Genomic DNA, 21,090 nt, shown 5'->3' with positions numbered 1-21,090 from the left:
TCAATTTATTCAGGCAGAATCGGCAAACGGATCTGAGAAGATTCTCCTGAATAAAGCTCGATCGTGATGATCTGAAACTCGATCGCTCTTGCATCTTTCGGCTTTTTCCCAGTTCCAGCATTGACAGCATAAGCTGGAAAACAAGCCCCACTTAGACTCAACCGAATCGCACTACCTCGACGAATCCGAATACAAGTCGGTTGCAGTACGATTCGATAAGCAGTTCGCTCAGAATGTTCACTGCGTAAATATCCCTGGGAAAAGTTCATCACACTGCCATTCGACTGTACCTCTGATAGCACTGCACACAGATCAAAGCTCTCTGCATCTGAACTAGCATCAAGCTCAATGACAACCTCTCCAGCGATGTGCAAATCCGTTTCCAGTGGATCAGTCGTGTAAGTTAAAACATCGCTCCGCGCATCGATCGCGCTACGCTCAAACGATCCACAAGGATAAGCAACATGCCCTCCCAAAGCTGGAACAGGTCGCCAGGGATCATGCACAATCACATCGATCGCTGAATTTGATTGTTCCGTAGTTAACTTGCCTTCTCGATCGTCCATGCCTGCTAGACCGCTACTGTTGAGGAAAAGCAATTGTTCTGAACTATGCGGAAATTCAGAGAACGACCGCCATTGATTACTTCCCATCTCAAACAATTGCACTGCTGGATCAGTTAGCTCTGCTCCTTTGAGAAAGTGATCAAACCAGCGAATCTGAGCGCGATCGCAAAAACTGATCGCATCGGCTCCATAATCGATCGCGCCAACTTTCCGCCCCCAAGGCAAATGTGCCCAAACCCCAACAATCAAATGCTGTGCATACTTTTTAGAGCTAGCTTGATACGATCGCAATGTGCCCCGCATATAAGTATCAAACCAGCCTCCAATATGCAACATGGGTAGCTCGATCGAACTGACATCGGGGGTCAATTTCTGCCAGTACGCCTCTTCTGAATTGAGCCAATCTTGATAGTAAGCATCATACTGTGCGTATTTCTGCATCACATCTGGATAAGCTGGAATGCGATCGCTCAAAGGCATGTTTTTTGCTGCTTGAGATAGTTCTAGAAAAGCAACCTCATCGCCTTTCAATCGAGCCGTTTCTGCTGCTAATTGAATCGCCCATCCCAGATTCGCGAATAAACAAAATGCCCCATTCTCATACGCCCAGTCGTGCTGTAAATTAGGCGCTAACATTGCCGGACAGATGGTTTTCAGGGGTTCTGGACAGTTCAAGGCAGCATACAACTGAGTCATGCCTTGATAAGAAAATCCATACATCCCAACCTTGCCATTACTCCGAGGCAAATTCGCTGCCCAATTGACTGTATCAAATCCATCTTCGATCTCATGCTCAAATAGCTTAAATTCTCCCTCTGAAGTTCCGCGTCCTCGTACATCCTGAATTACCACAATGTAACCCTGAGCCGCATACCAACTGGGATGAGCATACACAACTGTTGAAGCGATTGCGCGTCCATAGGGTTGTCGCATTAATAGAACCGGAAACTCTCCCTCTGCATCGGGATAGTACACATCCGCGTCTAAGCGCACGCGATCGCGCGTATACATTGAAACAGTCTGTTTCAGCATGATTGGGATTTTTGAGCATTCAACAGTGGTTGAGTTGCATAGTAATAGATCGTGAACAAAATTCCTGAAAAAATTTGTCCCCCCACCGTACCATGCCAAAACTCAAACGCATCTTTGCCCCAATACACCGCAGCTAAAACCATGACAGCAATTCTGCACACATTCAGAACTAAGGCTAAAGTAATGCCGATCACAATCAACGCAGTCATTTGCCGCGATCGCACTCGAAATGCAATGCCGAGAATGATTGCTGTTAGCAGCATCACAAATGCCATCTCAAAGCCATCACAACCTTGGGCAACCTCAACCACCCCCGCAGGCAAGACCACATATTGTTCTTCAACTGACACAGGCTGCCCGATCGCTTTGAGTAGTCCACCTCCCCCCCAAGCCATCCATTTCGATAGGGCTTCGGGAGAAAAAGCGAAATGCCAAAGATGCCGCGCGATTCGGATTAGATTCGGGTGCAAGCTTGCGATTAAGAGCGCGATCGCCAACCACTGCTTTCGGAGAAATTGCCAGCCCTGATAGCTCAAAACTCCACCGATTAAGATGATCATGCAGCTTAGAGATTGTGGAGTCAGCGCGGGATAGTACAAATAGAAAATCCCTAATGCCCCCAAGATTAAGCTACTTCCAAGCCAACGATCTTCAATTGGAATGTCCAGAACAGGGGAGCGCGATCGCCTGAGTTGCTGAACTGCAAGACCAATGAGCAAGACATTGAGAATTAAGTGTGGCATTCCGCTCAACACGACTGTGGCACACCCATAAAGCCAGGTTGGAAAATACACTCCCAACCCAAAAGTTGCACCAGCGAGCAGAATCCAGTTATGAATCGATCGCAGACTCGATTTGAAGAGAGAGAATTCTCGGCGCATTCTCAGCTTCTAAAGAGGTACAACCCATATCGTCCGAGAACGAGGAGTGCCGTTCCAATCACAGCTAAATTACCGATACTGAGAATCCCGCTTTTCAGAATGCTATTATTTGCAGTTTGTTTCACAGATTCTGCTTGAGCACTGATACGCTGGGCAGCTTGCTCTAGTTGTCCAGGAGTCACTTTTGCTGCTGCTTCTGGATTGGCTTGAATGGATTGAATTCTAGAATTGAGTTGTGAAACTTGGGCACTGATTCGCTCATTCGCTTGTCGCTGTAGCGCTAGACTATCTTGGGCAACGACTGCACAAGACAGCAAAAAGAGAATGCCGATCGTAAAACAGAGTAACGCGAGCGATCGCAACCTTTTCCGCTGCTCAGCACCATACATGAGCAATGCGACTCCGAACAAAATCACAATACTGCGATCGCCAATTTGCTGAAGCGTTCCTAATCGCCACTGCGATAACCCAAAATTCGGCGGCAGGACAATGACGAAAAAATCGACTGCAAATGCGATGAGACAAGCAAGACCAACAATCCGACAAAGTTTTTTAGCACGAGGCGAATCAATCAACGAGGAACCCACGATTTTCTTGGAAGTAAGAGCCATAAAGAGGACTGCGACGCGAAAGAACAAGTGGTAGCCTGCGCCGAATTCCCTGATCGGTTAAGTACCCGCAATTCTAACAAGGGGGTTTTAGCACCTTGTGGAAATTACTCAAACTTTATTAAGACTCGATATTGAATTCATCTAGTTTTTATAGACTGCTTCACTAATTTTGCTGTGGGCTTCACGGATTTTTGTAATTGCGCGTTGGGTCGTGGCATTCCAATCGACTTGTTCTGGATAAGGTGCAAATACGGCTTGCCCGGTTACAGGATTGTAGATGCGACAGAATAGAACTTGTTCTGTATCTCCAGCTTCAACCGCGATCGTAATCGGTTGCCGAAAGGCTTCGACCGGAAGTTTAGACAGCATAAACACTAGGCCACGGGCGAACAGGGTGTCATACCCAGATTGGATGACATAAGCGCGATCGGCGCGCATATGCAAATTTACTTTATAATCAGGTTTGCCGCGAAATTCTTTCTCTTCGACTTCAAGTTTTTCGATGATTCCGGTAAGGGCGTGATGTTCGATCGGTTCGTGTTCAGATTTTGCACCGTTCCAGAAGTACCACAGACAATCACTGTATTGGCGATTCGCGTAGATATAGCGCGGCTTTGGAGGATGACTAAAGCCTAAATTTTGTTTAGAGGAGCGCAGTTCGTCAAGAATCGCTTGCAGAAGTTGATTGCTGTCCATAGAAGACGAGAGTGAGTTGATACACACATACTATACCCTGTATTTGGTTGTCTTGCTAGTAGGTGGAAAGGGTGGGGAGTGGGGAGTAAGCATTATGTCTGATTTTCTCCCTATCTCTCCTATCTCCCTATCCTTCTTAAGCCGACTGCCCAATCCAATCCTCGACTTCTGAGAAGTCATTACATCCTGTAATTTCCATCAACGTTTGCAGCATCGAGATATCTCGTTTTTCCCACTCTGCTAAGATCGAAGCTCGATCGTCTTGCGGTGGAAAATACTTGTAGATTCGCAAACCGCCTCGTCGTCCATCGGGTGCAACGGCTCGACCTGTACAAGTCAGCTTTACTCCGATTTTGCCAAGCAAGGTTTGAACAATTGCAATCGGCGCAAGTTTCTCGGTGACGGTGAACTTAAACAATGCCTTCATGTCTTCACGGCACTCTAGTGCAGTCTTCGCCACAAATTGCACTAAGTCATCTGTTGCGAGAATCTTCTCTTCGGGCTTGAGAAATTCGAGAATTCTCAGCGATCGTAGTGCTTCAACTTGCGCGGTTAAAAGTTTGACATCCTGAATCGAAATCTTTCCGTAACCGCGTTCGAGATGATCTTCAAGTTCCTGCATATCATGTAAACGCACATATTCAGGATTGTGAGTGAGGTAGTAATACAACCGCAATTGGGTATACCATCCATCATCATCTTTGAGTTTGATTTCAGGAGTGATCGTTTCAACGTTGTACTTGCGTTGTAGTTCGTGTTTGCGTCTGCTATGACGCTTCTGAACGGTTTGATTTGCCTGCTCTTTGAGTTCGTAGTATTCTTCTGCGGTAATTTCGGGAGAATCAGAAACCGCGATCGCTTCTGCGGTTTGATTGCGTGTGCGAATTGCGGACATGACTTGAGCAATGCGATCGCACTCTTGGGCATCATGTCGAACTGGGAGATATTCAAACCCTGGAACTTTTAAGGTTCCAGCGAGTAATTCACCTGACATTTGATCGTTATACTGTCCGAAGATTTTCTCCAAATCATCTGTGACGGTTGTGACTTGATGACCTTCCAGCAGTAAACCGTTGCGAAACTCTCGACGATAGCGCCACAAAGACGCATTGACTCGTGCTGCCATCTTTGCCCAAGTCCGAAGTGCGATCGGATCACTTTGCTCATCGAGATCGAAATCAATATCTTTGAGCAATGCAATGTTGTACTGAACTGATTTGGTCAAAGATTGTGCAACATCTCGATAGTTACAGCTACCATTGCCAATTTTTCCCGGTCCAAAATGAGCTGCCCAAATATAACGAGGAACAGATTCACGAATTCTTGCTAAAGCCTGACGCGACTCAGAATCAGGTGTAACGCCTTGGAAAATACCAAACACCGCTTTGAAATGATTGCGAATGTCGATCGATACGCCAGTTCCGATCGTTGGAGTTGCTAAAACAACATCGTAATCACCGACGACATCGTTAATCCGCTCAGCAATGTGATAAGCAGCATGATCTGGATCAGAAACGGTTTCGCTATCGATTCGGAGAACTCGCTTTTGGGGAAATTGTAAGCGCAAATAGGTTTCTAAGTTTCTAGAACTCCAGCGCCCGCGAACTTTTTGAGAATCGAGACAGACAAACACAGCTCCTTCTTCTTGCAGAACAGTGCCTAAGCGATCGAGCAGTGGTGCAGGATTTTTTGTATCGTAGAGTGAAACATTCCAAGCAAGTTCAGGCTTCCACTCATTCACAACGACCCAAGGCTGAATCGCACTTTCAGCTAAGCCTCGCAGGTAATCGATACTCACGTCAGATAAATCTGCATCTTGAGCAATTAACAATCCACCCGTTTCGAGCACAACTGCAACGAGTTCGCGCAGTGTTTCTAAAATTCTGACGCGCTGTTGATAGCAAGTTGCACTATTCAAAGCATGCCAAAGCACTTGCTCGACTTCATCGAGAATGACGATCGCGCCTTCCCAATCCGCCGGATTAAACCGTGCTCTCGAATTCGGATGCAATGAATCAACACACAAACCATAGCTATGTTGATTTTCAGATTTCAAAGCATCATCAATCCAATCGATGCCAATACTTTGACAAATTGCTTTTCCGAGTTGAATCCGGTGAGTAATGACTAAAACTTTTCTTCCGGCTGATTTTTTAATTAATGCCTGTAGAGCCGTCGTTTTGCCCGTTCCTTTAGCACTTTTAATACAAGCTAAACCTGACTCTGGGTAAGGCAAATCACCCAAAAACGGCTGATTTAATTTTAGCGAAGCAGAATAAGTTAATGACCATAGTTTGGATGCTTGCCAGAATTCAAGCTCGATCGCTGATTCATATAAGTTTGTAAATGCATCAGCACCACGAGCGACAACGAAATCATCAACGCCTTTTTCAGCGCCTGGCAGTGTAATAACTTTAACTTGACAGCCAGCATTGGTTAAAAGTTGTCCTAGTCGAGAAGTTGCAAGAAAAATATTTTGTAATGTTTTGGGTTTCGTTTCGTAGTCAAAACAGATGTGAACAGACCGCTCTTTGCTAGCAAAGTATGCGAGTTCTGCAATGAGCTGCCGAGTTTCCCGACGATAGCCACTAAAAATTCCGGGCAATGCGATCGCGGGATAACCCAGTGTCAACACACATCCTGCTTTCTTCTCACCTTCTGTGAGCACGATCGGTAAATTATTTTGCCAGACCCATTCCCAGAAATTCGTCGAATCTGCGATCGGCACATTAAACCGCTGTGAAATCTTCTGCCAAATCTGTGGCGGAACATCCAGCAGAACTAATCGGCTAGAGCCTTTGCCCAAACTTGGACTGAGATATTTTGCAGGTTTGCCTTTTTTCTGGTCGAGAACTGGCGTATCCGCGTCTGGCTTAAACCGTCCCCAATCCATTCGCTGCCAATGATTGAGCGGATCAACTCCACTCACCCACCAGCCGCGCATCGAAGCGCGTGTCTGTTTACCAAACCGAGTCACCCGCCAATTCAGCAATTCCGCGATCGGGTATTCTGCCTCACGAGTAAAGGGATTGCATTCGGTATCTTCGAGCGATCGCACATTGCGGCGAATAATTTCTCGATCGACTCCGCTTGCTAACCATTCCTGTTCATGATCCGGATGAAGGTCGCCAGCCAACTGTGCCGCTGCTCCTGAAGGAGCAATTCTGAGGTAAGTCACCATCAGTTTTGCTCCTGAGTTGCGAACGGGTTCAAACAAAATGCACGGAAAAGTAGCGCAGAACGACTGCACATGATACGATGTTCAGACATAGAAATCAGCCCAATCTTTTTTGGGCAAACAAGGTTATCAACCCCTTAAGCTGACTGTGGTAGGAAGGCTTTGGGGGTTTTGCTTTTGTGTTTTTTTAGAGAATCAAAGCTTGGCGGAGTGGTGGTAGACACTCGAATCGCACAATCTTTTTTCTTAACTCCAGACAAACAAGGTCGGTCAGTTGGATGGTGGTAGACATCGCTGACGTGAGGAAGAGATTAACACCGATTTTTGATCCGCTCAAGAGGGGGTGGATCAGAAGGACGGGGGAGTTATAGAGAGAATGTACGGGGGAGTTAGGGAGATAGGGAGTGGGAAGTGGGGAGTGGGGAGGTTTGAAATTCGGGGAGATCGCGTAGAATTGAAGCGGTAGAATTTTGGGGTTCGGGGGTCGGATTTTGGACGCGGGAGTTGCAGAGACGGCGCGCGAAATCAGACGCAGGTGTTATAGGACTCCGCAAAAACACTACTACTGGTGGGGGTCATCGTGGATCATTGGTCGGTAAGACCCCAGATATAGCGTTTTACCACTAGACAAAATTCAGAGGGTGAGGCACTATATGTGGGGTTCTCATTCTCACGAGCGATGAAACAACTAGAAGCAGCCTTTCCAGTCGATAGTCAACTTTTGATGGTCTTGCCTAGAGCAGGGGCATCTGTGCGAAATCCAGATGTGCGCTTACCAATTTTGCGATCGGATGTCGATGGCTATTATTTGGAAATGCGGGTCGAGGAGGATGCTCAAGATGACAGCGAGTTTTCGGTGATTCGGCGCGTTCCTTTAGAGAATTTGTCAGATGAAGAATTAGCGGATCTGAAAGCAGAATATGCCAATCTAGATTGGTCGGCTTGTGTGAATAAAGGCGTGAGTAATGGATTAGAAAAAATCCACGATCGCCGAATTCAAAGAATGTTCATGGCGTTGATGACGTTCCTAAATCCACGCCAAATCTCGATCATTCTTTACCTTTATAAATTGGCAGCCGAGCAGGGAAATAACGGGACAGTTAAATTTCGATCGAACGATTTATTGGAGATTTTGGGATATACGCGGACGAAAGATGGCGGGTTTGCATCGAAATTGCGATCGCAGTTAAATCGCGATTTGGTTGCGCTGCATCGAACTGAATTGGTATTAGCTCAATCTTTCAAGAAGACAAGTCTGAATCGTGGCGCAAAAGTCATGATTAAAAGCATTCTGAGAATTAAAGATTACGAGGTGGATCATGCTCCTAGAGACTTTGATATTACAAAAGCAGCTGATTATACGTATGAATTGGCTGATTCTTACACGATCTCTTTGGAATTTTTTGATGGCACAAGAAACGGAGATTGTGTCTTATTTCCAAACCAGTTTGACATTACTCAGCGACTTGGAAGTAATGCAAAATGCGACTATAAAACAAAGCTTCTAATCTATCTGGCGAGCCGCATGAAATGGGATACGCTCACAGACGGACAATTCATTTCAATTTCTAAGCAGTATTTGTTTAAGAATTTGGATTTGTTTGGAAGTAATTCTTCTCGAAATAATCAAATTTTTTGGCGAACGGTGGATGAGTTGAAAGAGGAAGGCTATCTGTTTGGAGCGCAGGAATTATCTGGAAAACATCGAATTTCAACGATTCAATTTCAGATTAATTCGATGAAATTGAAATGTAAGTGATGTATAACTTTGCTCAACGCTGAGAGGACGTTTTAAAAGTATAAAAAGACTCTTCGCTCACGTTGTCCTCCCGCCCCGGAATGGAATTCCAGGGCTAGTAAAACGAAGTCCACTAAACTGGACTACACAGAGGTTTGAGCGATGCAGTCCTTTTAAGGACTTCGCACCGTTAGCCCTGGAATTCCATTCCGGGGCGGGTGAATGCGATGAACGATACGTTTCAAACCTCCTCTTACTCCTCATGACATGAGCAGAGCAATATTCGATTTTGTAACTTTCTCGCTCTCTGGAATACGCTACACTTGCATCTACGAAATTAGGGCAAACGATCGTGGCTCAAGTTGTTCTCGAAAACATCTATAAGTCCTATCAGAAGGGCGATCAGAGCGAAAAAAATGCGGTCTTGAGATCGATTAATCTCCGCATCGAAGACGGCGAGTTTATGGTGCTCGTCGGGCCGTCTGGCTGTGGCAAAAGCACGTTGCTGAGACTGATTGCAGGACTCGAAGAACTGACCGCCGGACAAATTCGCGTCGGCGATCGCATTGTCAACGATTTGCCTCCCAAAGAGCGCGACATCGCGATGGTGTTTCAAAATTACGCGCTCTATCCGCATATGAGCGTTTATGACAACCTCGCGTTTGGATTGCGTCGCACGAAGCTCGATGGCAAGAGATCGAAATGGACAGAGAATCTTGCAGTCGGTGTGACGCGCAAATTACCGAGCGGAATGCGCTATGTCAGCGATCGAGAACAAGCCGTCCAAGAACGAGTTAAACTCGTGGCTCGGATGTTACAAATTGAGCCGTTACTGAATCGTCTTCCGAAACAACTCTCAGGTGGGCAAAAACAGCGAGTTGCCCTGGGTCGTGCGATGGCAAGAAATCCGCAAGTCTTTTTGATGGATGAACCGCTCTCAAACTTAGATGCAAAACTGAGAGCCGAAACCCGCGCTCAGATTGTCAAACTCCAGCGACAGCTAGGCACAACGACAATTTACGTCACGCACGATCAAACTGAAGCGATGACGATGGGCGATCGCATTGCTGTCATGAATGCCGGACAAATTCAACAACTGGCAACCCCGCTGGAACTTTACAACACTCCCGCCAATCGCTTTGTAGCTGAATTCATCGGTTCGCCGCCAATGAACTTTATTCCAGTGCAAGTTCGCGCACCCCTCACGCTGCATCATGCGTTATTTCAACTGACTTTGCCGGAGCAGTGGGCATCTGTGCTAAATCGCTATGACGCGCAAATGATCTCGCTTGGCATTCGTCCTGAGCATCTCAGTTTGAGTGACTCCACCGATCAGACCCTTTTAGTTGCAGTGGATTTGATCGAAGCATTGGGGCACGAAACTGTTTTATCGGTGCGCTTGGCAGACAACTCTGACACGATGCAAGTCCGAATTACGCCTGATCGGGCGGTAAAACTGGGTGAAGCGCTACGGCTAGCGTTGCCGATCGACAAAATTCATTTGTTTGATCAAGAAAGCGGAAATGCGATCGTGCCTGAGTTGCGCTAATGCCGATTTCCATGAGACGGACAAGGCGGTGCAGAAATCGAACGATCGAGCCAGCCGACTGCTTGCTGCAAGCGAGGGAGGGCTTCTTCTGGATTTTCTTTGAGCAGGTAGACTAATGCAACTGCTGATTGTTCGAGTGCTCTGGCTTTGCGATTCGATTTGAGGCGATGCCAATCTTGATTGGTAATGCTTAAGCGTTCGACTAGGGCTTGAGCCAGTTCGAGGGTGGTTGCTTCAGAGAGAGAGGCTGGAGAAGAAAGAGTTTCTGACATGATGAGATGTGAGTAAAATGAAGCGTTCTTCCTTTATTTTGGCGCATGTCGGCTTCGCAATCAGAATCAGAAGAAACCAATTTTGAGCAAAATTTGGAAAATGTTGAGCGATCGCTCAATGCCCTCAAAGATCGCTATGCTCAAGTTCAGCAAGATCAACAGCGAAAAGCTGAGCTAGAAACTCAGAAAGAATCGGCAAAATTGAAAACCGAATTACGGGAAATTGAGCAACAATTAGAAGAACTAGAATTAAATCTGGAAAGCCGATTGTTTTCGTGGTCTGGCTTGACAGAAATATTCTGGTTGGCGGTGCGATTCGGAGGACTGGGAATTGCGATCGGTTGGTCGCTTGCCTTCGTCACTCTGAAAAATCCAACGCCAAATTCTTCTTCGACTCCTTCTAGTTTGTCTAGCCCCAAGTGATTTATGACTCGACGTATTGCAGAACTTCTCCGCGCTGGTCAACCTGACGAAACTGTAACGATTCAAGGTTGGGTGAGAACAAAGCGTGAGCAAAAAGGTTTCTCATTTATTGAAGTGAATGATGGCTCTTCAATGGCTGGGCTGCAAGTTGTGATTAATCAAGACGTGTCCGATTATGAGGCAAGTCTCAAACGCATCAGTACCGGAGCTTCGGTGGAAGTGTCGGGCGTGCTGGTTCCGTCTCCTGGCAAAGGTCAGCGGATTGAATTAAAAGCTGAGTCGGTCAAAGTCTATGGCGAGGCTGATCCTGAAACTTATCCGTTGCAGAAGAAGCGGCATTCGTTTGAGTTTTTAAGAGAGATTGGACATTTACGATCGCGCACCAATACTTTAGGTGCGGTGTTCCGAGTGCGGAATGCCTGCGCGACTGCTATTCATCAGTTTTTCCAAGAGCGCGGATTTTTGTGGGTTCATACTCCTGTGATTACGGCGAGTGACTGTGAAGGTGCAGGTGAAATGTTCGCTGTGACGAGCTTGAATCTGAAACAGCCTCCGCTGAATGATCAAAAAGAGATTGATTACAGTCAGGATTTCTTTGGCAAGCCTGCTTATCTGACGGTGAGTGGACAACTCGAAGCTGAGATCATGGCAATGGCATTCAGCAATGTCTATACATTTGGGCCAACCTTCCGGGCAGAAAACTCGAATACTTCGCGACATTTAGCAGAATTCTGGATGGTTGAACCTGAGATGGCATTCTGCGATCTCGACGGAGATATGGATTTAGCCGAAGCCTTTTTGAAATACATCTTCAGCTATGTGATGGAGCATTGTCCTGAAGATATGGAGTTTTTCAATAAGCTGATTGATCAGTCAGTGTTGTCAACGGCTGAAAATATTATCAACAATCAGTTTGAGCGGATTACTTATACCAAAGCGATCGAGCTTTTAGAAAAAGCCGACAAGAAATTTGAGTATCCGGTTGAATGGGGCTTAGATCTGCAATCCGAGCATGAGCGCTATTTAGCAGAGGATTTGTTTAAGAAGCCAACGATCGTCACCGATTATCCGACTGAGATTAAAGCGTTCTACATGCGGCTGAGTGATGATGGCAAGACTGTTCGAGCAATGGACATTCTCGCGCCGAAGATCGGCGAAATCATCGGCGGATCGCAGCGCGAAGAACGGTTAGATGTGTTGGAACGGCGAATTATTCAGCAAGGCTTAGATCCGGCAACCTACTGGTGGTATCTAGATCTGCGTCGGTATGGAACTGTGCCCCATGCTGGGTTTGGATTGGGATTTGAGCGATTGGTGCAATTTATGACTGGAATGGCAAACATTCGCGATGTGATTCCATTCCCGCGCACACCTCAGAATGTGGAGTTTTAGAGTTCAAGATTTCTGATCGATTTTCGATTGTGTCAAATCTTTCTACTGAACTGTGCTTATATATTTGCGCTATCCATTTTTCTTAAATGGACGAGAAATCTGCAAGGGGTTGAATTATAAGCCCCTTTGCAGCTGCAGCTCTCACCTGACGCTCATCTAGCGAAATGAGGGGAAGATCTAATTGCTCAGCAAGCGCGATGTAGAGCGAGTCATAAATTGCAAGTTGATACGTTAACCCAATTTGCAGTGCATTGGGCAATAGCGAGATGACTGGCTCGATTTGCAATGGTAAACGTTGTAACTCTGTGATAATTTGAGATGCGATCGAGGGTGCTAGATCATTAAACCGAACAGCCTTCCAAATCACGTTTGTACACTCTAGAAGACAAAACTCGGGCACATATAGACGATCTCCCTGATACATCCGCGCAATCAAAACTCTTACTGCTGGTGTGTATTCTTGTGTGATTGCATACTGAATCAAAACACTAGCATCGACGACGTAAGCAGACATTATTGATCTCGATCCTCACGAATCATCTCTGAAGTCGTTTTTGCATCGGGTGGCGGAGTCCAGCGGATCTGATCCATTGCTGCCAAAACTTCTTCTATAGTACGATCGTCTTCCGGGGCGCGATGCAGTTTTTCATCCACAATTTGAGTCACGAATGTTTTAAGTTCTTCGATCGTCATGTCTGAAACTCGCTGTGTTCTCATAAGCTCAAACCTCTGAAGAAAATGTTAACTGAGTCTATCCGAAAGATAGTCAGCGGTCGCCTCAACCAAGGCGATCGTATCTTCATACAGCATTCGAGTTGGCCCCAAAACACCGATACTTCCGACTGGAACCGTGCCGCGATTGTAAGTCGATGAAATCAGCGAACAAGCGCGGATCGGTTCCAGTGGATTTTCAGAACCAATTCGGATCGAGACGCGCCGACCTTCTGAATCCGGTTGATCAAAAATCAACGGCACAAGCTGATCCTGTTCTTCTTCCAGCAAATGCAGGATCATTTGCACTTGATTGAGTTCTGAGAATTCAGGCTGGCGCAATACTTCAGCCACTCCGCTAATCATCAATTGAGAGGGCAGCGCCGATTGAGCGAGACGATTGAGTAAATCTGTCAGAACAGACGTGAGTAAGGAACTATAGCGATCGAACTCTCGCCCCAACTCACCCCAGTCTAAGGTTTGTAACTCGGTCAAAGAGCGACCGCGCAATTGCTCAGACAAAAAGTTCGAGAGAATTTTGAGTTCGCGATCGATGACTTCTGGATCATCTTCAGACGGTGGCAGTTCCATCAAGACAGACTGGGTTTCATACGTGTCGGTGACTACAATCAGCATGACGCGACTTGCATCAATGGGAACCAGTTGTAAATGGCGGAGTTGCGTCGTATGCGTCATCGGCATCGTGACGATCGCGATGTATCCACTCAGCGTTGATAGAATTTGTGCTGCCCCTTTTAAAACAGACTCAAAGCTCCATTTGTCCCAATTTAAGCGATCGCTCAACATCTGCTCTAATTGCACCGAGATGCCTGGCGAGGGCTGAATCAATTGATCTACATAAATTCGATAGCCTGAATCTGAGGGAACACGACCTGCTGAAGTATGCGGCTGAAACAATAGCCCAACTTTTTCCAGGTGTCCCATCGCATTGCGAATTGTCGCAGAACTGACGCTGAGATTAAACTCTTTGACTAATGCGCCTGATCCAACAGGTTCGGCAGTGGCAATATAATGCCTGACCGTTGCCCAGAGAACTTGCTGCTGGCGATGATTAAGGGGAGGATTTATCGGCATTTTGTAAGAACAAGCGCTTTATATCGAATTGAGACTACGATAGCATTTTCATTATGTTTACTTCAGATTCTGGCGAAGTATCGTAGCAAAACCGACGAAATCCTTAAATTTATCTTTGAGCGCTGGACAATTTTTAGGGCAGTCAGACTGGCGCAACTGAGATCGAGGAAAGCTGGCCATCTTCCATATTGATAATGCGATCGGCAATATCTAAAATTCGATTATCATGCGTCACTAGCAAAATTGCTGCGCCCTGCTGCTTTGCTAGATTTTGCATAATCTCGACTACATCTCGACCTGATTTTTTATCGAGTGCCGCAGTGGGTTCGTCTGCTAGAACAATTTTTGGATTACACACTAAAGCTCTAGCGATCGCAACTCTTTGCTTTTGTCCTCCCGAAAGCTCATGAGGATATTGATTGATCCACTCTCCAAGTCCAACTGCCGCTAACATCGACTCTGCCATCGAATAGGCTTTGACTTTTGGAATATCCGTATGCAGCTCGATCGACATCTGGACATTCTGTCGAGCGGTCAAAGAATTCAGCAAATTGTGGGCTTGAAAGATATAGCCAATGTTGCGCCGTAGCTCAACCAGTTTACTTTCAGGTGCATCTCTCAATTCTTCTCCTAAGACTTGCATACTGCCTTCTTGAGTCGATCGTAATGCTCCAATTAAAGTGAGAAGCGTTGTCTTTCCAGAACCAGATGGCCCGGTCATAATTACAACTTCGCCAGGCTCGATCGAGGCTGTGACATCAAATAAAACCTGCTTCCGTAATCGTCCAGAACCATAGTAGTGATTGACGTTTTGAATCTTGATGATGGAATCGCTTGCCATAGTTGGAAAATATCAGGTTAAAAAATGTCAGCCGGATCAGCTTGTTGGACTTTACGAACCGCGATCGCGCCAGAGATCACACACATTAAGATGGTCAGACACAAGACAAAGATTCCTCTTGAGAGCGTCATCGCAAGCGGTAATGAAGTTGCATTGCGAGTTAAATGGTATAAGCCAATGCAGAGAACATAGCCAGGGATATATCCCATGACTGATAAGATGATTGCTTCTTGAAACACAACAGATAACAGATAGCGATTCTTATAGCCCATTGCTTTGAGCGTGGCATATTCAGCTAAATGATCTGCGACATCCGTATAGAGAATTTGGTAAACAATCACTGTTCCGACAATAAATCCGATCGCAGTTCCCAAGGTAAAAATAAACCCGATCGCAGTACTGTCTTTCCAGTAGTTCATCTCAAAAGCGATAAATGCTGCTTTCGACATCACACGCACATCACCAATGACAAAATCCTCGCGATTGTCTTGTTTTTTCGGGTCAATTCGGCGTTCTCCTGGCAAATTCTTGAACCGTTCTAAACTTGCATACAAGTCTGCTCCTGGTTCGAGCTTAATTACCCCGATATCAATCTGCCTCGGATCACGGCTCGGAAAAATGCGATGGAAAGTGAGATCGCTTGTCATTAAGTTGCCATCTGCGCCAAAGGAAGCCCCCAGTCGAAATAAGCCTCCAATCTCAATCTGCCGACTTTCAACTTCAGTCCGAATCGGTGGATCAGATGGGCTGAGCGCCTGAAGTTTTTCTGGAATCGGCCCAAACTCAGGACGAGACGCACTATCAAATAGCACGACATCAGTCAGACGAATCTTCGATCGATTCTCTTCTACGCCTGGAACTGAAAATAACGTATCTCCTGGATTCGTTCCAAGCACCAAAATACTGCGCGTCTGAGGGGTCGGTAGACCCTGCCAATACGGATTCTTCCAAATTCCAAACCCAATGTAAATCGGACTAATCGACTTCACTCCGGCAAAGCCTAACGACTGATAGAGCCGCCGCTCTGGAAAGCTTTTCATGGCAATCAAGGAAGTCGATTGTGGACTGACCAAGAAAATATCGCCTTCAATGTTCTGATGTAGTGTGACAGCGCTATCAAATAAGGCATCCTGAAATCCCAATTGCAGAAACATCAGAATGACGGCAAAGCCAATTCCAGCTAATGCAACAAGCAACCGAATTTTCTCGCGCTTAAGTTGTAACCAAGCTAGAGGAATTGCAAACATTAACCGCTCCCCCTATGGTTCGATCACAACTTTCACTTGCAAGTTCGTCAATCCTGCAACGGGTTCACTGTTGTCTAGGCGAATTTTGACTTCTACGACTCGCGTATCGGTTTTATCAATCGGATCAGTGTTCAAAACTTCGTTCTTACGCACTTGTAAGCCAACACGATCGACGGTTCCGGTGAGTTCTCCCGGAAAAGCAAACCCTGTAATTTTCGCACGTTGTCCTGCTTTTACCCGACGAATAAAATTCTCATCGATTTCAGCAACAACATACATCTGATTCGTGCGACCGAGATCCATGACGCCTTCATTGCCAACGACTTCACCCGGATCGCTATGAATTTTCAAGACTTGACCCTCAACAGGAGCACGGACGATCGCTTTATCTAAATCTGCTTTTGCTCGCTGAAAGTTTGCCATCGCAACCTGTACGCCTGCTGCTGCTTGCTGTACATCGGTTGGGCGCACTTCGGCAACACTTTCTAACGTTTGCTTTGCCCCTTCAAACTCAAGCTGTGCTTGTGCGACCGCTGCCGAAGCTTGTTGTCGCTGTTTTTCTGTGGTGTCCAGAGCCAGCTTACGATTTCTCACCTCTGATTCGTTCACGGCTCCTTCTTTGAAGAGTGTCGAAAAGCGATCGTAATCCCACTTTGCTTTCTGAAATTCTGCATCGACTCGCGCATACTCTGCTTCTGCTTTCGGCAATTCTGCCTGTGCGCGCAGTACAGTTGCCCGTTGAGCGTTGATATCGCCTCGTTTTGCTCCGGCTTGCACTTGTGCCAATCTCGATTCAGCTTCTTTGACTTGTGCTTCTGCCTGCATGGCAGTGGCTAACAGCGATTGGTAAGTATCGAGAACAGCTAAGGGCTGATTTGCTTTAACGTTTGCGCCTTCTTTGACTAAAACTCGTTCAATTCGCGATCCGCCAAATCCGCCCGCAGCAGACGCACTCGGAGCCGAAACTTTAATCACACCGCCTTCTGGTTCTAATCGTCCTAGTGCGCTGACTGCATCGGGTTGAAAAGATTGTTCTTGCTGGGATGGGCTAGCAGACGATTGCGATGTGGGACGAAAAATTGAATAAGAGAAAATGCCAAAGCCAGTTAAAGCGAGTGCGATCGCAGACCCAATCAACACCACGCGCGCACCACCAGGTTTCATCAGCGGTTTCAGACTCACAACGGAACTCCTAGCTTATGGTAAGCAAGAAAAAAGAACGGGAGCGAAGTTCTTCTATTATGAACCAATTATTACTGAATATGAAGAATTTAACAGCAAACTTCTGTTGCCCCCATTCTCCCAACTTGCAACCCTTTGAGGACTGCGATAAAACCGATTACCGAGGTTCCATCGTTGGCATTTGTTCAGGTGAGATCGCGATCGCAACGGTGCGATCTTTTCGTCTGACTTGGACATTTAATCTGCCATGAATTCCGGCTTCATCGACCTGTTGTTGAATCATTTTGACTTGTTGAACAGGCTGATCGTTAATCATTTCAATCACGTCTCCGGCACGGAGTCCAGCTTTTGCAGCAGGTGTTCCTTGACCAACTTGCACGACTAAGATCCCTTGATCTTGCTCAACTTTTAGACGGCTATTCGGTAACTGATTGACATAGTTCTTGACATTCGGATCTAGCGCGACTAATTGCACTCCGATGTAAGGATGCGTTGCTGCTCCTGTTGCGATTAATTGTTCTGCAATTGTTTTGGCTGTGTTAATTGGGATCGCAAAGCCTAATCCTTGTGTGCCCTGAATGATAGCTGTATTGATCCCAATAACTTCGCCTTGAGCATTGAGCAATGGGCCGCCAGAATTACCCGGATTGATGGCTGCATCTGTTTGCAAAAAGCCGACACGTTTATCTGGAACACCAATATCGACACTCGATCGCTCTGTTCCACTAATCACACCGACGGTCACGGTTTCTTGGAGCCCGAGCGGATTCCCAATCGCGATCGCCCACTGTCCTTGCCGAACTTGATCCGAATCACCTAATGTCACTGTGGGCAAATTATCAGTCTCTACTTTGATCACAGCGACATCTGTGACGGGGTCTTTTCCGAGCACTTTGCCTTCTAAAACACGCCCATCTTGAAATGTTACGGTGACGGTATCTGCGCTATCTACAACATGGGCATTGGTAAGGATTTGCCCGACTTTGTTGATCACAAATCCCGAACCTAACCCGCGCAATACCCGACCTGGCGCTGCTTGCGGATTTCCTAAAAATGGACGTAATGCTGTGGGAACTTCACCCCCTAAAGTTCGAGAGACATTGACCTGCACGACCGCATTCTCCGCACGATCGACAGCATTCATCACAAAGTTGTCATCTAAATTTCCGAAGGGAGCTGCTTGTGCTGGGAAGCTGAGCCATAGCAGTCCAATCCATACGATCGCGCTACTGAGCCAACCCCACTGAAATGGTTTATGCATAATTGTTCCCTTATGTTTAGATCGGAAAATTTTAACTAAAAATTAGCCTATTCACAGCGTAGAGGTTGTCGTCAAATCGCCTTCATTCCTACGATAGAACTTCGCACTGATGCGATACAAATGTGTTTGGGCTTTCAAAAATCAAAAATAACGGATAAACTCTATTACTTCTCAAACCAATCTTTTGAACATTCCTTTGACATTTCTCACTTCTCTCCCTTCAGGAGTATTCTCATCGTTAAGAGGAGTGGTCATTCTCTAGAGAGTTTGTGTGAAGACAATCAGTCCTACCTCAACGCATCACTCTGAGCCTGAGTAGCATTGATAACCCAGATTATCGTCGCATTGTCAATTTTATCGATCGTATGACCTGTTCTACTCAAACGCTGCTTCTCATTGGAGATTGCCTGCCGGATCGAGAGAGATATCGGCAGTATTTGATGTCGGATTCGGAGTACGCCTATCGCTTGTTGGAAGCTGAATCGATCATAGAGGCATTAGAAATATGTCGAACCCAAGCGATCGATGTGATTCTCTTAGAGTATGTGCTACCCGATGGGAATGGTCTTGAGATGATTCAAGCACTGCACGCGCAGAGTAAGGATGGAAGCCCACCGATGGTGATGATTACAGATGGAGGAGATGAAAGACTTGCAGTACAAGCGATGAAGCGAGGAGCAGAAGATTACCTAGTAAAACATTATCTCACACCAGAACTCTTGCAGGTGACGATACGAAGCGCGATCGAGAGTGCTCGATTACGATTACAACTGCAACAGGCGGAATCTGAGCAACTGCGGTACGAAAACGATCTCAAATATCATCAGCACCAGCTTCAAGAATCAGAGCAACAATTACAACTCGGTATCAAAGTCGCGGGCGTTGCCTTGGCTCGATTTGATTATGTCTCGAATACAGTCACGCTTTCTCCCGAAGCGGCAGTTCTCTATGGAATTGAGATTACAGATTTAACCGTCACCCGCGATCGCTTTCACGCGAACGTTCATCCTGACGATCGCGATGAACTGGCTCGCCTGATTGCACAAGCGATGCATCCCGCTGGAGCTGGTTGGTTTGCTCATGAATATCGGATTCGGGGGCGAGATGGCGCGGTGCGTTGGCTAAGTGTGCGAAAACAAATCTTCTTCGATCGTTCGGGTCAAACGCCTCGCCCAGATTATGCAATTTTGGCAGCGATCGATGTGACTCAAGCGAAACAGCACCAAGCCGAACGCCAACAAGTTGAAGAAACACTACGCCAAAGCGAAGAACGCTATCGGTATCTATCCGGTCTGATTCCGCAGTTAGTTTGGATTGCAACTGCGGAGGGCGTGATGCTCGATGTGAATCAACGCTGGACGGAGTTCACTGGATTGACGCTACAGCAAGCTCAAACCGATGGCTGGCAACAGATTGTTCATCCTGAAGATGTTCCCATTCTCACGCAAGCCTGGCAGCAGGCACAGCAAGAAGGCAACTCTTATCAAGCCGAAGGGCGGATACAACGAGCAGACGGCATTTATCGCTGGCATTTGCATCAAGCGACACCGTTGAAAAATGCTCAGGGGCAAATCGTAAAATGGTTCGGAACAGCAACCGATATTCATGACCTCAAGCAGATTGAGGCAGATCGAACTCGACTGTTGATGGAAGCGCAAGCCGCGCGGGAAGAAGCTGAAGCAGCGAATCGCAGTAAAGATGAGTTTGTCGCTGTCGTCGCGCATGAACTACGATCGCCTCTTAACTCGATCGCAGGCTGGGCAAAGCTTTTACAAACTCGCAAGCTCGATGAAGCAACAATGGCAAAAGCGCTTGATACAATCTGGCGCAATACTCAAGCACAAGTGCAACTCGTCGAAGATTTGCTCGATATTTCTCGCATGGTTCGAGGAACATTGCATCTGCAAATTGCGGCTGTGAATTTGATCGAAGTGATTGAATCGGCTTTAGATGTCGTTCGCCCCATGACCGAGGCTAAGCCGATTCAGATCGAAATGCACTTCGCTGCTGTACCACACATTGCAGGGGACTTTCATCGTCTTCAGCAGATTGTCGTTAACTTGATGACAAATGCAATTAAATTCACACCTGCGGGGGGACGAGTCGAGATTTCTCTATCTGCGATCGAGTCTGAAGTGATGCTGCAAGTTCAGGATACGGGAAAGGGCATTGCGCCTGAGATCTTGCCGCAAATTTTTGAGCGCTTTAAGCAAGGTCAGCAGAATATGGGGTCGAAAGATGGTTTAGGCTTGGGACTAGCGATCGTCAAAAATCTCGTTGAATTACATCACGGCACGGTTACGATAGAAAGCCCTGGCATTGGGCAAGGAGCAACTGTTACAGTACGTTTACCAAGATACAGTCCCCGTGCTGCTTTGTTGGATCACAGATAGACAGAAAAGATAAAAGCAGAGT

18 protein-coding genes are annotated in these 21,090 nt (G+C 46.5%); 5 read left to right on the top strand and 13 right to left on the bottom strand.

All coding sequences use genetic code 11. The features are described 5' to 3' along the window. Positions 1–5 precede the first annotated feature (5 nt). The 5 genes from OU814_RS08770 to OU814_RS08750 all read right to left on the bottom strand — a co-directional run bounded on the left by OU814_RS08770 (position 6) and on the right by OU814_RS08750 (position 6,967). Complete coding sequence (locus tag OU814_RS08770) at positions 6–1,598, bottom strand: CocE/NonD family hydrolase (RefSeq protein WP_268181981.1); 1,593 nt, start codon at positions 1,596–1,598, stop codon at positions 6–8. After that, positions 1,592–2,479 (bottom strand): cyanoexosortase C, encoded by an 888-nt coding sequence (gene crtC / locus OU814_RS08765; RefSeq protein ID WP_268181979.1) that lies wholly within the window; start codon positions 2,477–2,479, stop codon positions 1,592–1,594. Before crtC ends, OU814_RS08770 begins: the two co-directional genes overlap by 7 nt. A 2-nt stretch (positions 2,480–2,481) precedes the next feature. After that, on the bottom strand, positions 2,482–3,090 hold the full coding sequence (gene hpsJ-C, locus OU814_RS08760; RefSeq protein ID WP_268181977.1) for an HpsJ-like protein, cyanoexosortase C-associated: 609 nt from the start codon (positions 3,088–3,090) through the stop codon (positions 2,482–2,484). A 141-nt stretch (positions 3,091–3,231) separates the two neighbouring features. Continuing rightward, a complete protein-coding gene (locus tag OU814_RS08755) occupies positions 3,232–3,786 on the bottom strand; it encodes a hypothetical protein (protein WP_017289273.1) in 555 nt (184 codons plus the stop codon). A 136-nt stretch (positions 3,787–3,922) separates the two neighbouring features. Further along, positions 3,923–6,967 (bottom strand): plasmid replication protein, CyRepA1 family, encoded by a 3,045-nt coding sequence (locus OU814_RS08750; protein ID WP_017289274.1) that lies wholly within the window; start codon positions 6,965–6,967, stop codon positions 3,923–3,925. A gap of 676 nt (positions 6,968–7,643) precedes the next feature. Between OU814_RS08750 and OU814_RS08745 the strand changes: the two genes are divergently transcribed. Together OU814_RS08745 and OU814_RS08740 are read left to right on the top strand one after the other, a co-directional pair. After that, positions 7,644–8,723 (top strand): hypothetical protein, encoded by a 1,080-nt coding sequence (locus OU814_RS08745; protein WP_268181974.1) that lies wholly within the window; start codon positions 7,644–7,646, stop codon positions 8,721–8,723. A gap of 331 nt (positions 8,724–9,054) precedes the next feature. After that, positions 9,055–10,251, top strand: coding sequence for an ABC transporter ATP-binding protein (locus OU814_RS08740; protein ID WP_326498290.1), 1,197 nt, complete (start codon positions 9,055–9,057; stop codon positions 10,249–10,251). Here OU814_RS08740 and OU814_RS08735 read toward each other — a convergent pair. Continuing rightward, positions 10,248–10,523, bottom strand: a complete 276-nt coding sequence (locus OU814_RS08735) for a DUF6439 family protein (protein WP_017289277.1) — start codon at positions 10,521–10,523, stop codon at positions 10,248–10,250. The genes OU814_RS08740 and OU814_RS08735 overlap by 4 nt on opposite strands. Positions 10,524–10,568: 45 nt before the next feature. On the opposite strand from OU814_RS08735, the gene OU814_RS08730 reads away from it, so the two are divergent. Together OU814_RS08730 and asnS are read left to right on the top strand one after the other, a co-directional pair. Next, positions 10,569–10,946, top strand: a complete 378-nt coding sequence (locus OU814_RS08730; protein ID WP_017289278.1) for a hypothetical protein — start codon at positions 10,569–10,571, stop codon at positions 10,944–10,946. A 3-nt stretch (positions 10,947–10,949) separates the two neighbouring features. Then, entirely contained in the window at positions 10,950–12,338 is a 1,389-nt protein-coding gene (gene asnS / locus OU814_RS08725) for an asparagine--tRNA ligase (protein ID WP_268181972.1), read from the top strand. 82 nt (positions 12,339–12,420) lie between these two features. Here the strand turns inward: asnS and OU814_RS08720 are convergent, their stop codons facing one another. From OU814_RS08720 to OU814_RS08690, 7 genes are all read right to left on the bottom strand, one after another. Continuing rightward, positions 12,421–12,852 (bottom strand): type II toxin-antitoxin system VapC family toxin, encoded by a 432-nt coding sequence (locus tag OU814_RS08720; protein WP_268181970.1) that lies wholly within the window; start codon positions 12,850–12,852, stop codon positions 12,421–12,423. Then, positions 12,852–13,055, bottom strand: coding sequence for a hypothetical protein (locus OU814_RS08715; RefSeq protein WP_242044249.1), 204 nt, complete (start codon positions 13,053–13,055; stop codon positions 12,852–12,854). Before OU814_RS08715 ends, OU814_RS08720 begins: the two co-directional genes overlap by 1 nt. Before the next feature lie 24 nt (positions 13,056–13,079). Further along, positions 13,080–14,144, bottom strand: a complete 1,065-nt coding sequence (gene hrcA / locus OU814_RS08710) for a heat-inducible transcriptional repressor HrcA (RefSeq protein WP_268181966.1) — start codon at positions 14,142–14,144, stop codon at positions 13,080–13,082. A 142-nt stretch (positions 14,145–14,286) separates the two neighbouring features. After that, positions 14,287–14,985 carry a DevA family ABC transporter ATP-binding protein gene (locus tag OU814_RS08705; RefSeq protein WP_017289283.1) on the bottom strand — a complete coding sequence of 233 codons (699 nt, stop codon included), beginning with the start codon at positions 14,983–14,985 and terminating at the stop codon, positions 14,287–14,289. Between the two features lie 17 nt (positions 14,986–15,002). After that, positions 15,003–16,232, bottom strand: coding sequence for an ABC transporter permease DevC (gene devC / locus OU814_RS08700; RefSeq protein WP_268181963.1), 1,230 nt, complete (start codon positions 16,230–16,232; stop codon positions 15,003–15,005). A gap of 12 nt (positions 16,233–16,244) precedes the next feature. Beyond that, complete coding sequence (locus tag OU814_RS08695) at positions 16,245–17,414, bottom strand: ABC exporter membrane fusion protein (RefSeq protein ID WP_268181961.1); 1,170 nt, start codon at positions 17,412–17,414, stop codon at positions 16,245–16,247. Between the two features lie 157 nt (positions 17,415–17,571). Then, positions 17,572–18,675, bottom strand: coding sequence for a trypsin-like peptidase domain-containing protein (locus OU814_RS08690; protein ID WP_017289286.1), 1,104 nt, complete (start codon positions 18,673–18,675; stop codon positions 17,572–17,574). 365 nt (positions 18,676–19,040) lie between these two features. On the opposite strand from OU814_RS08690, the gene OU814_RS08685 reads away from it, so the two are divergent. Next, the gene (locus tag OU814_RS08685) at positions 19,041–21,068 is read left to right on the top strand and encodes a hybrid sensor histidine kinase/response regulator (RefSeq protein ID WP_268181958.1); all 2,028 of its coding nucleotides are present in this window, start codon (positions 19,041–19,043) and stop codon (positions 21,066–21,068) included. The last annotated feature ends 22 nt before the right edge of the window (positions 21,069–21,090 follow it).

Origin of the sequence: Leptolyngbya sp. GGD (assembly GCF_026735145.1) — a bacterium.
Taxonomy (GTDB): Bacteria; Cyanobacteriota; Cyanobacteriia; order Leptolyngbyales; family Leptolyngbyaceae; genus Leptolyngbya; species Leptolyngbya boryana.
This window is presented reverse-complemented; position numbering and strand designations above follow the sequence as displayed.

Bases quoted from the DNA above. Each gene is read 5' to 3' on its own strand.
- OU814_RS08770 (WP_268181981.1), bottom strand. From the start codon at position 1,598: ATGCTGAAACAGACTGTTTCAATGTATACGCGCGATCGCGTGCGCTTA.
- crtC (WP_268181979.1), bottom strand. From the start codon at position 2,479: ATGCGCCGAGAATTCTCTCTCTTCAAATCGAGTCTGCGATCGATTCAT.
- hpsJ-C (WP_268181977.1), bottom strand. From the start codon at position 3,090: ATGGCTCTTACTTCCAAGAAAATCGTGGGTTCCTCGTTGATTGATTCG.
- OU814_RS08755 (WP_017289273.1), bottom strand. From the start codon at position 3,786: ATGGACAGCAATCAACTTCTGCAAGCGATTCTTGACGAACTGCGCTCC.
- OU814_RS08750 (WP_017289274.1), bottom strand. From the start codon at position 6,967: ATGGTGACTTACCTCAGAATTGCTCCTTCAGGAGCAGCGGCACAGTTG.
- OU814_RS08745 (WP_268181974.1), top strand. From the start codon at position 7,644: ATGAAACAACTAGAAGCAGCCTTTCCAGTCGATAGTCAACTTTTGATG.
- OU814_RS08735 (WP_017289277.1), bottom strand. From the start codon at position 10,523: ATGTCAGAAACTCTTTCTTCTCCAGCCTCTCTCTCTGAAGCAACCACC.
- OU814_RS08730 (WP_017289278.1), top strand. From the start codon at position 10,569: ATGTCGGCTTCGCAATCAGAATCAGAAGAAACCAATTTTGAGCAAAAT.
- asnS (WP_268181972.1), top strand. From the start codon at position 10,950: ATGACTCGACGTATTGCAGAACTTCTCCGCGCTGGTCAACCTGACGAA.
- OU814_RS08720 (WP_268181970.1), bottom strand. From the start codon at position 12,852: ATGTCTGCTTACGTCGTCGATGCTAGTGTTTTGATTCAGTATGCAATC.
- OU814_RS08715 (WP_242044249.1), bottom strand. From the start codon at position 13,055: ATGAGAACACAGCGAGTTTCAGACATGACGATCGAAGAACTTAAAACA.
- hrcA (WP_268181966.1), bottom strand. From the start codon at position 14,144: ATGCCGATAAATCCTCCCCTTAATCATCGCCAGCAGCAAGTTCTCTGG.
- OU814_RS08705 (WP_017289283.1), bottom strand. From the start codon at position 14,985: ATGGCAAGCGATTCCATCATCAAGATTCAAAACGTCAATCACTACTAT.
- devC (WP_268181963.1), bottom strand. From the start codon at position 16,232: ATGTTTGCAATTCCTCTAGCTTGGTTACAACTTAAGCGCGAGAAAATT.
- OU814_RS08690 (WP_017289286.1), bottom strand. From the start codon at position 18,675: ATGCATAAACCATTTCAGTGGGGTTGGCTCAGTAGCGCGATCGTATGG.
- OU814_RS08685 (WP_268181958.1), top strand. From the start codon at position 19,041: ATGACCTGTTCTACTCAAACGCTGCTTCTCATTGGAGATTGCCTGCCG.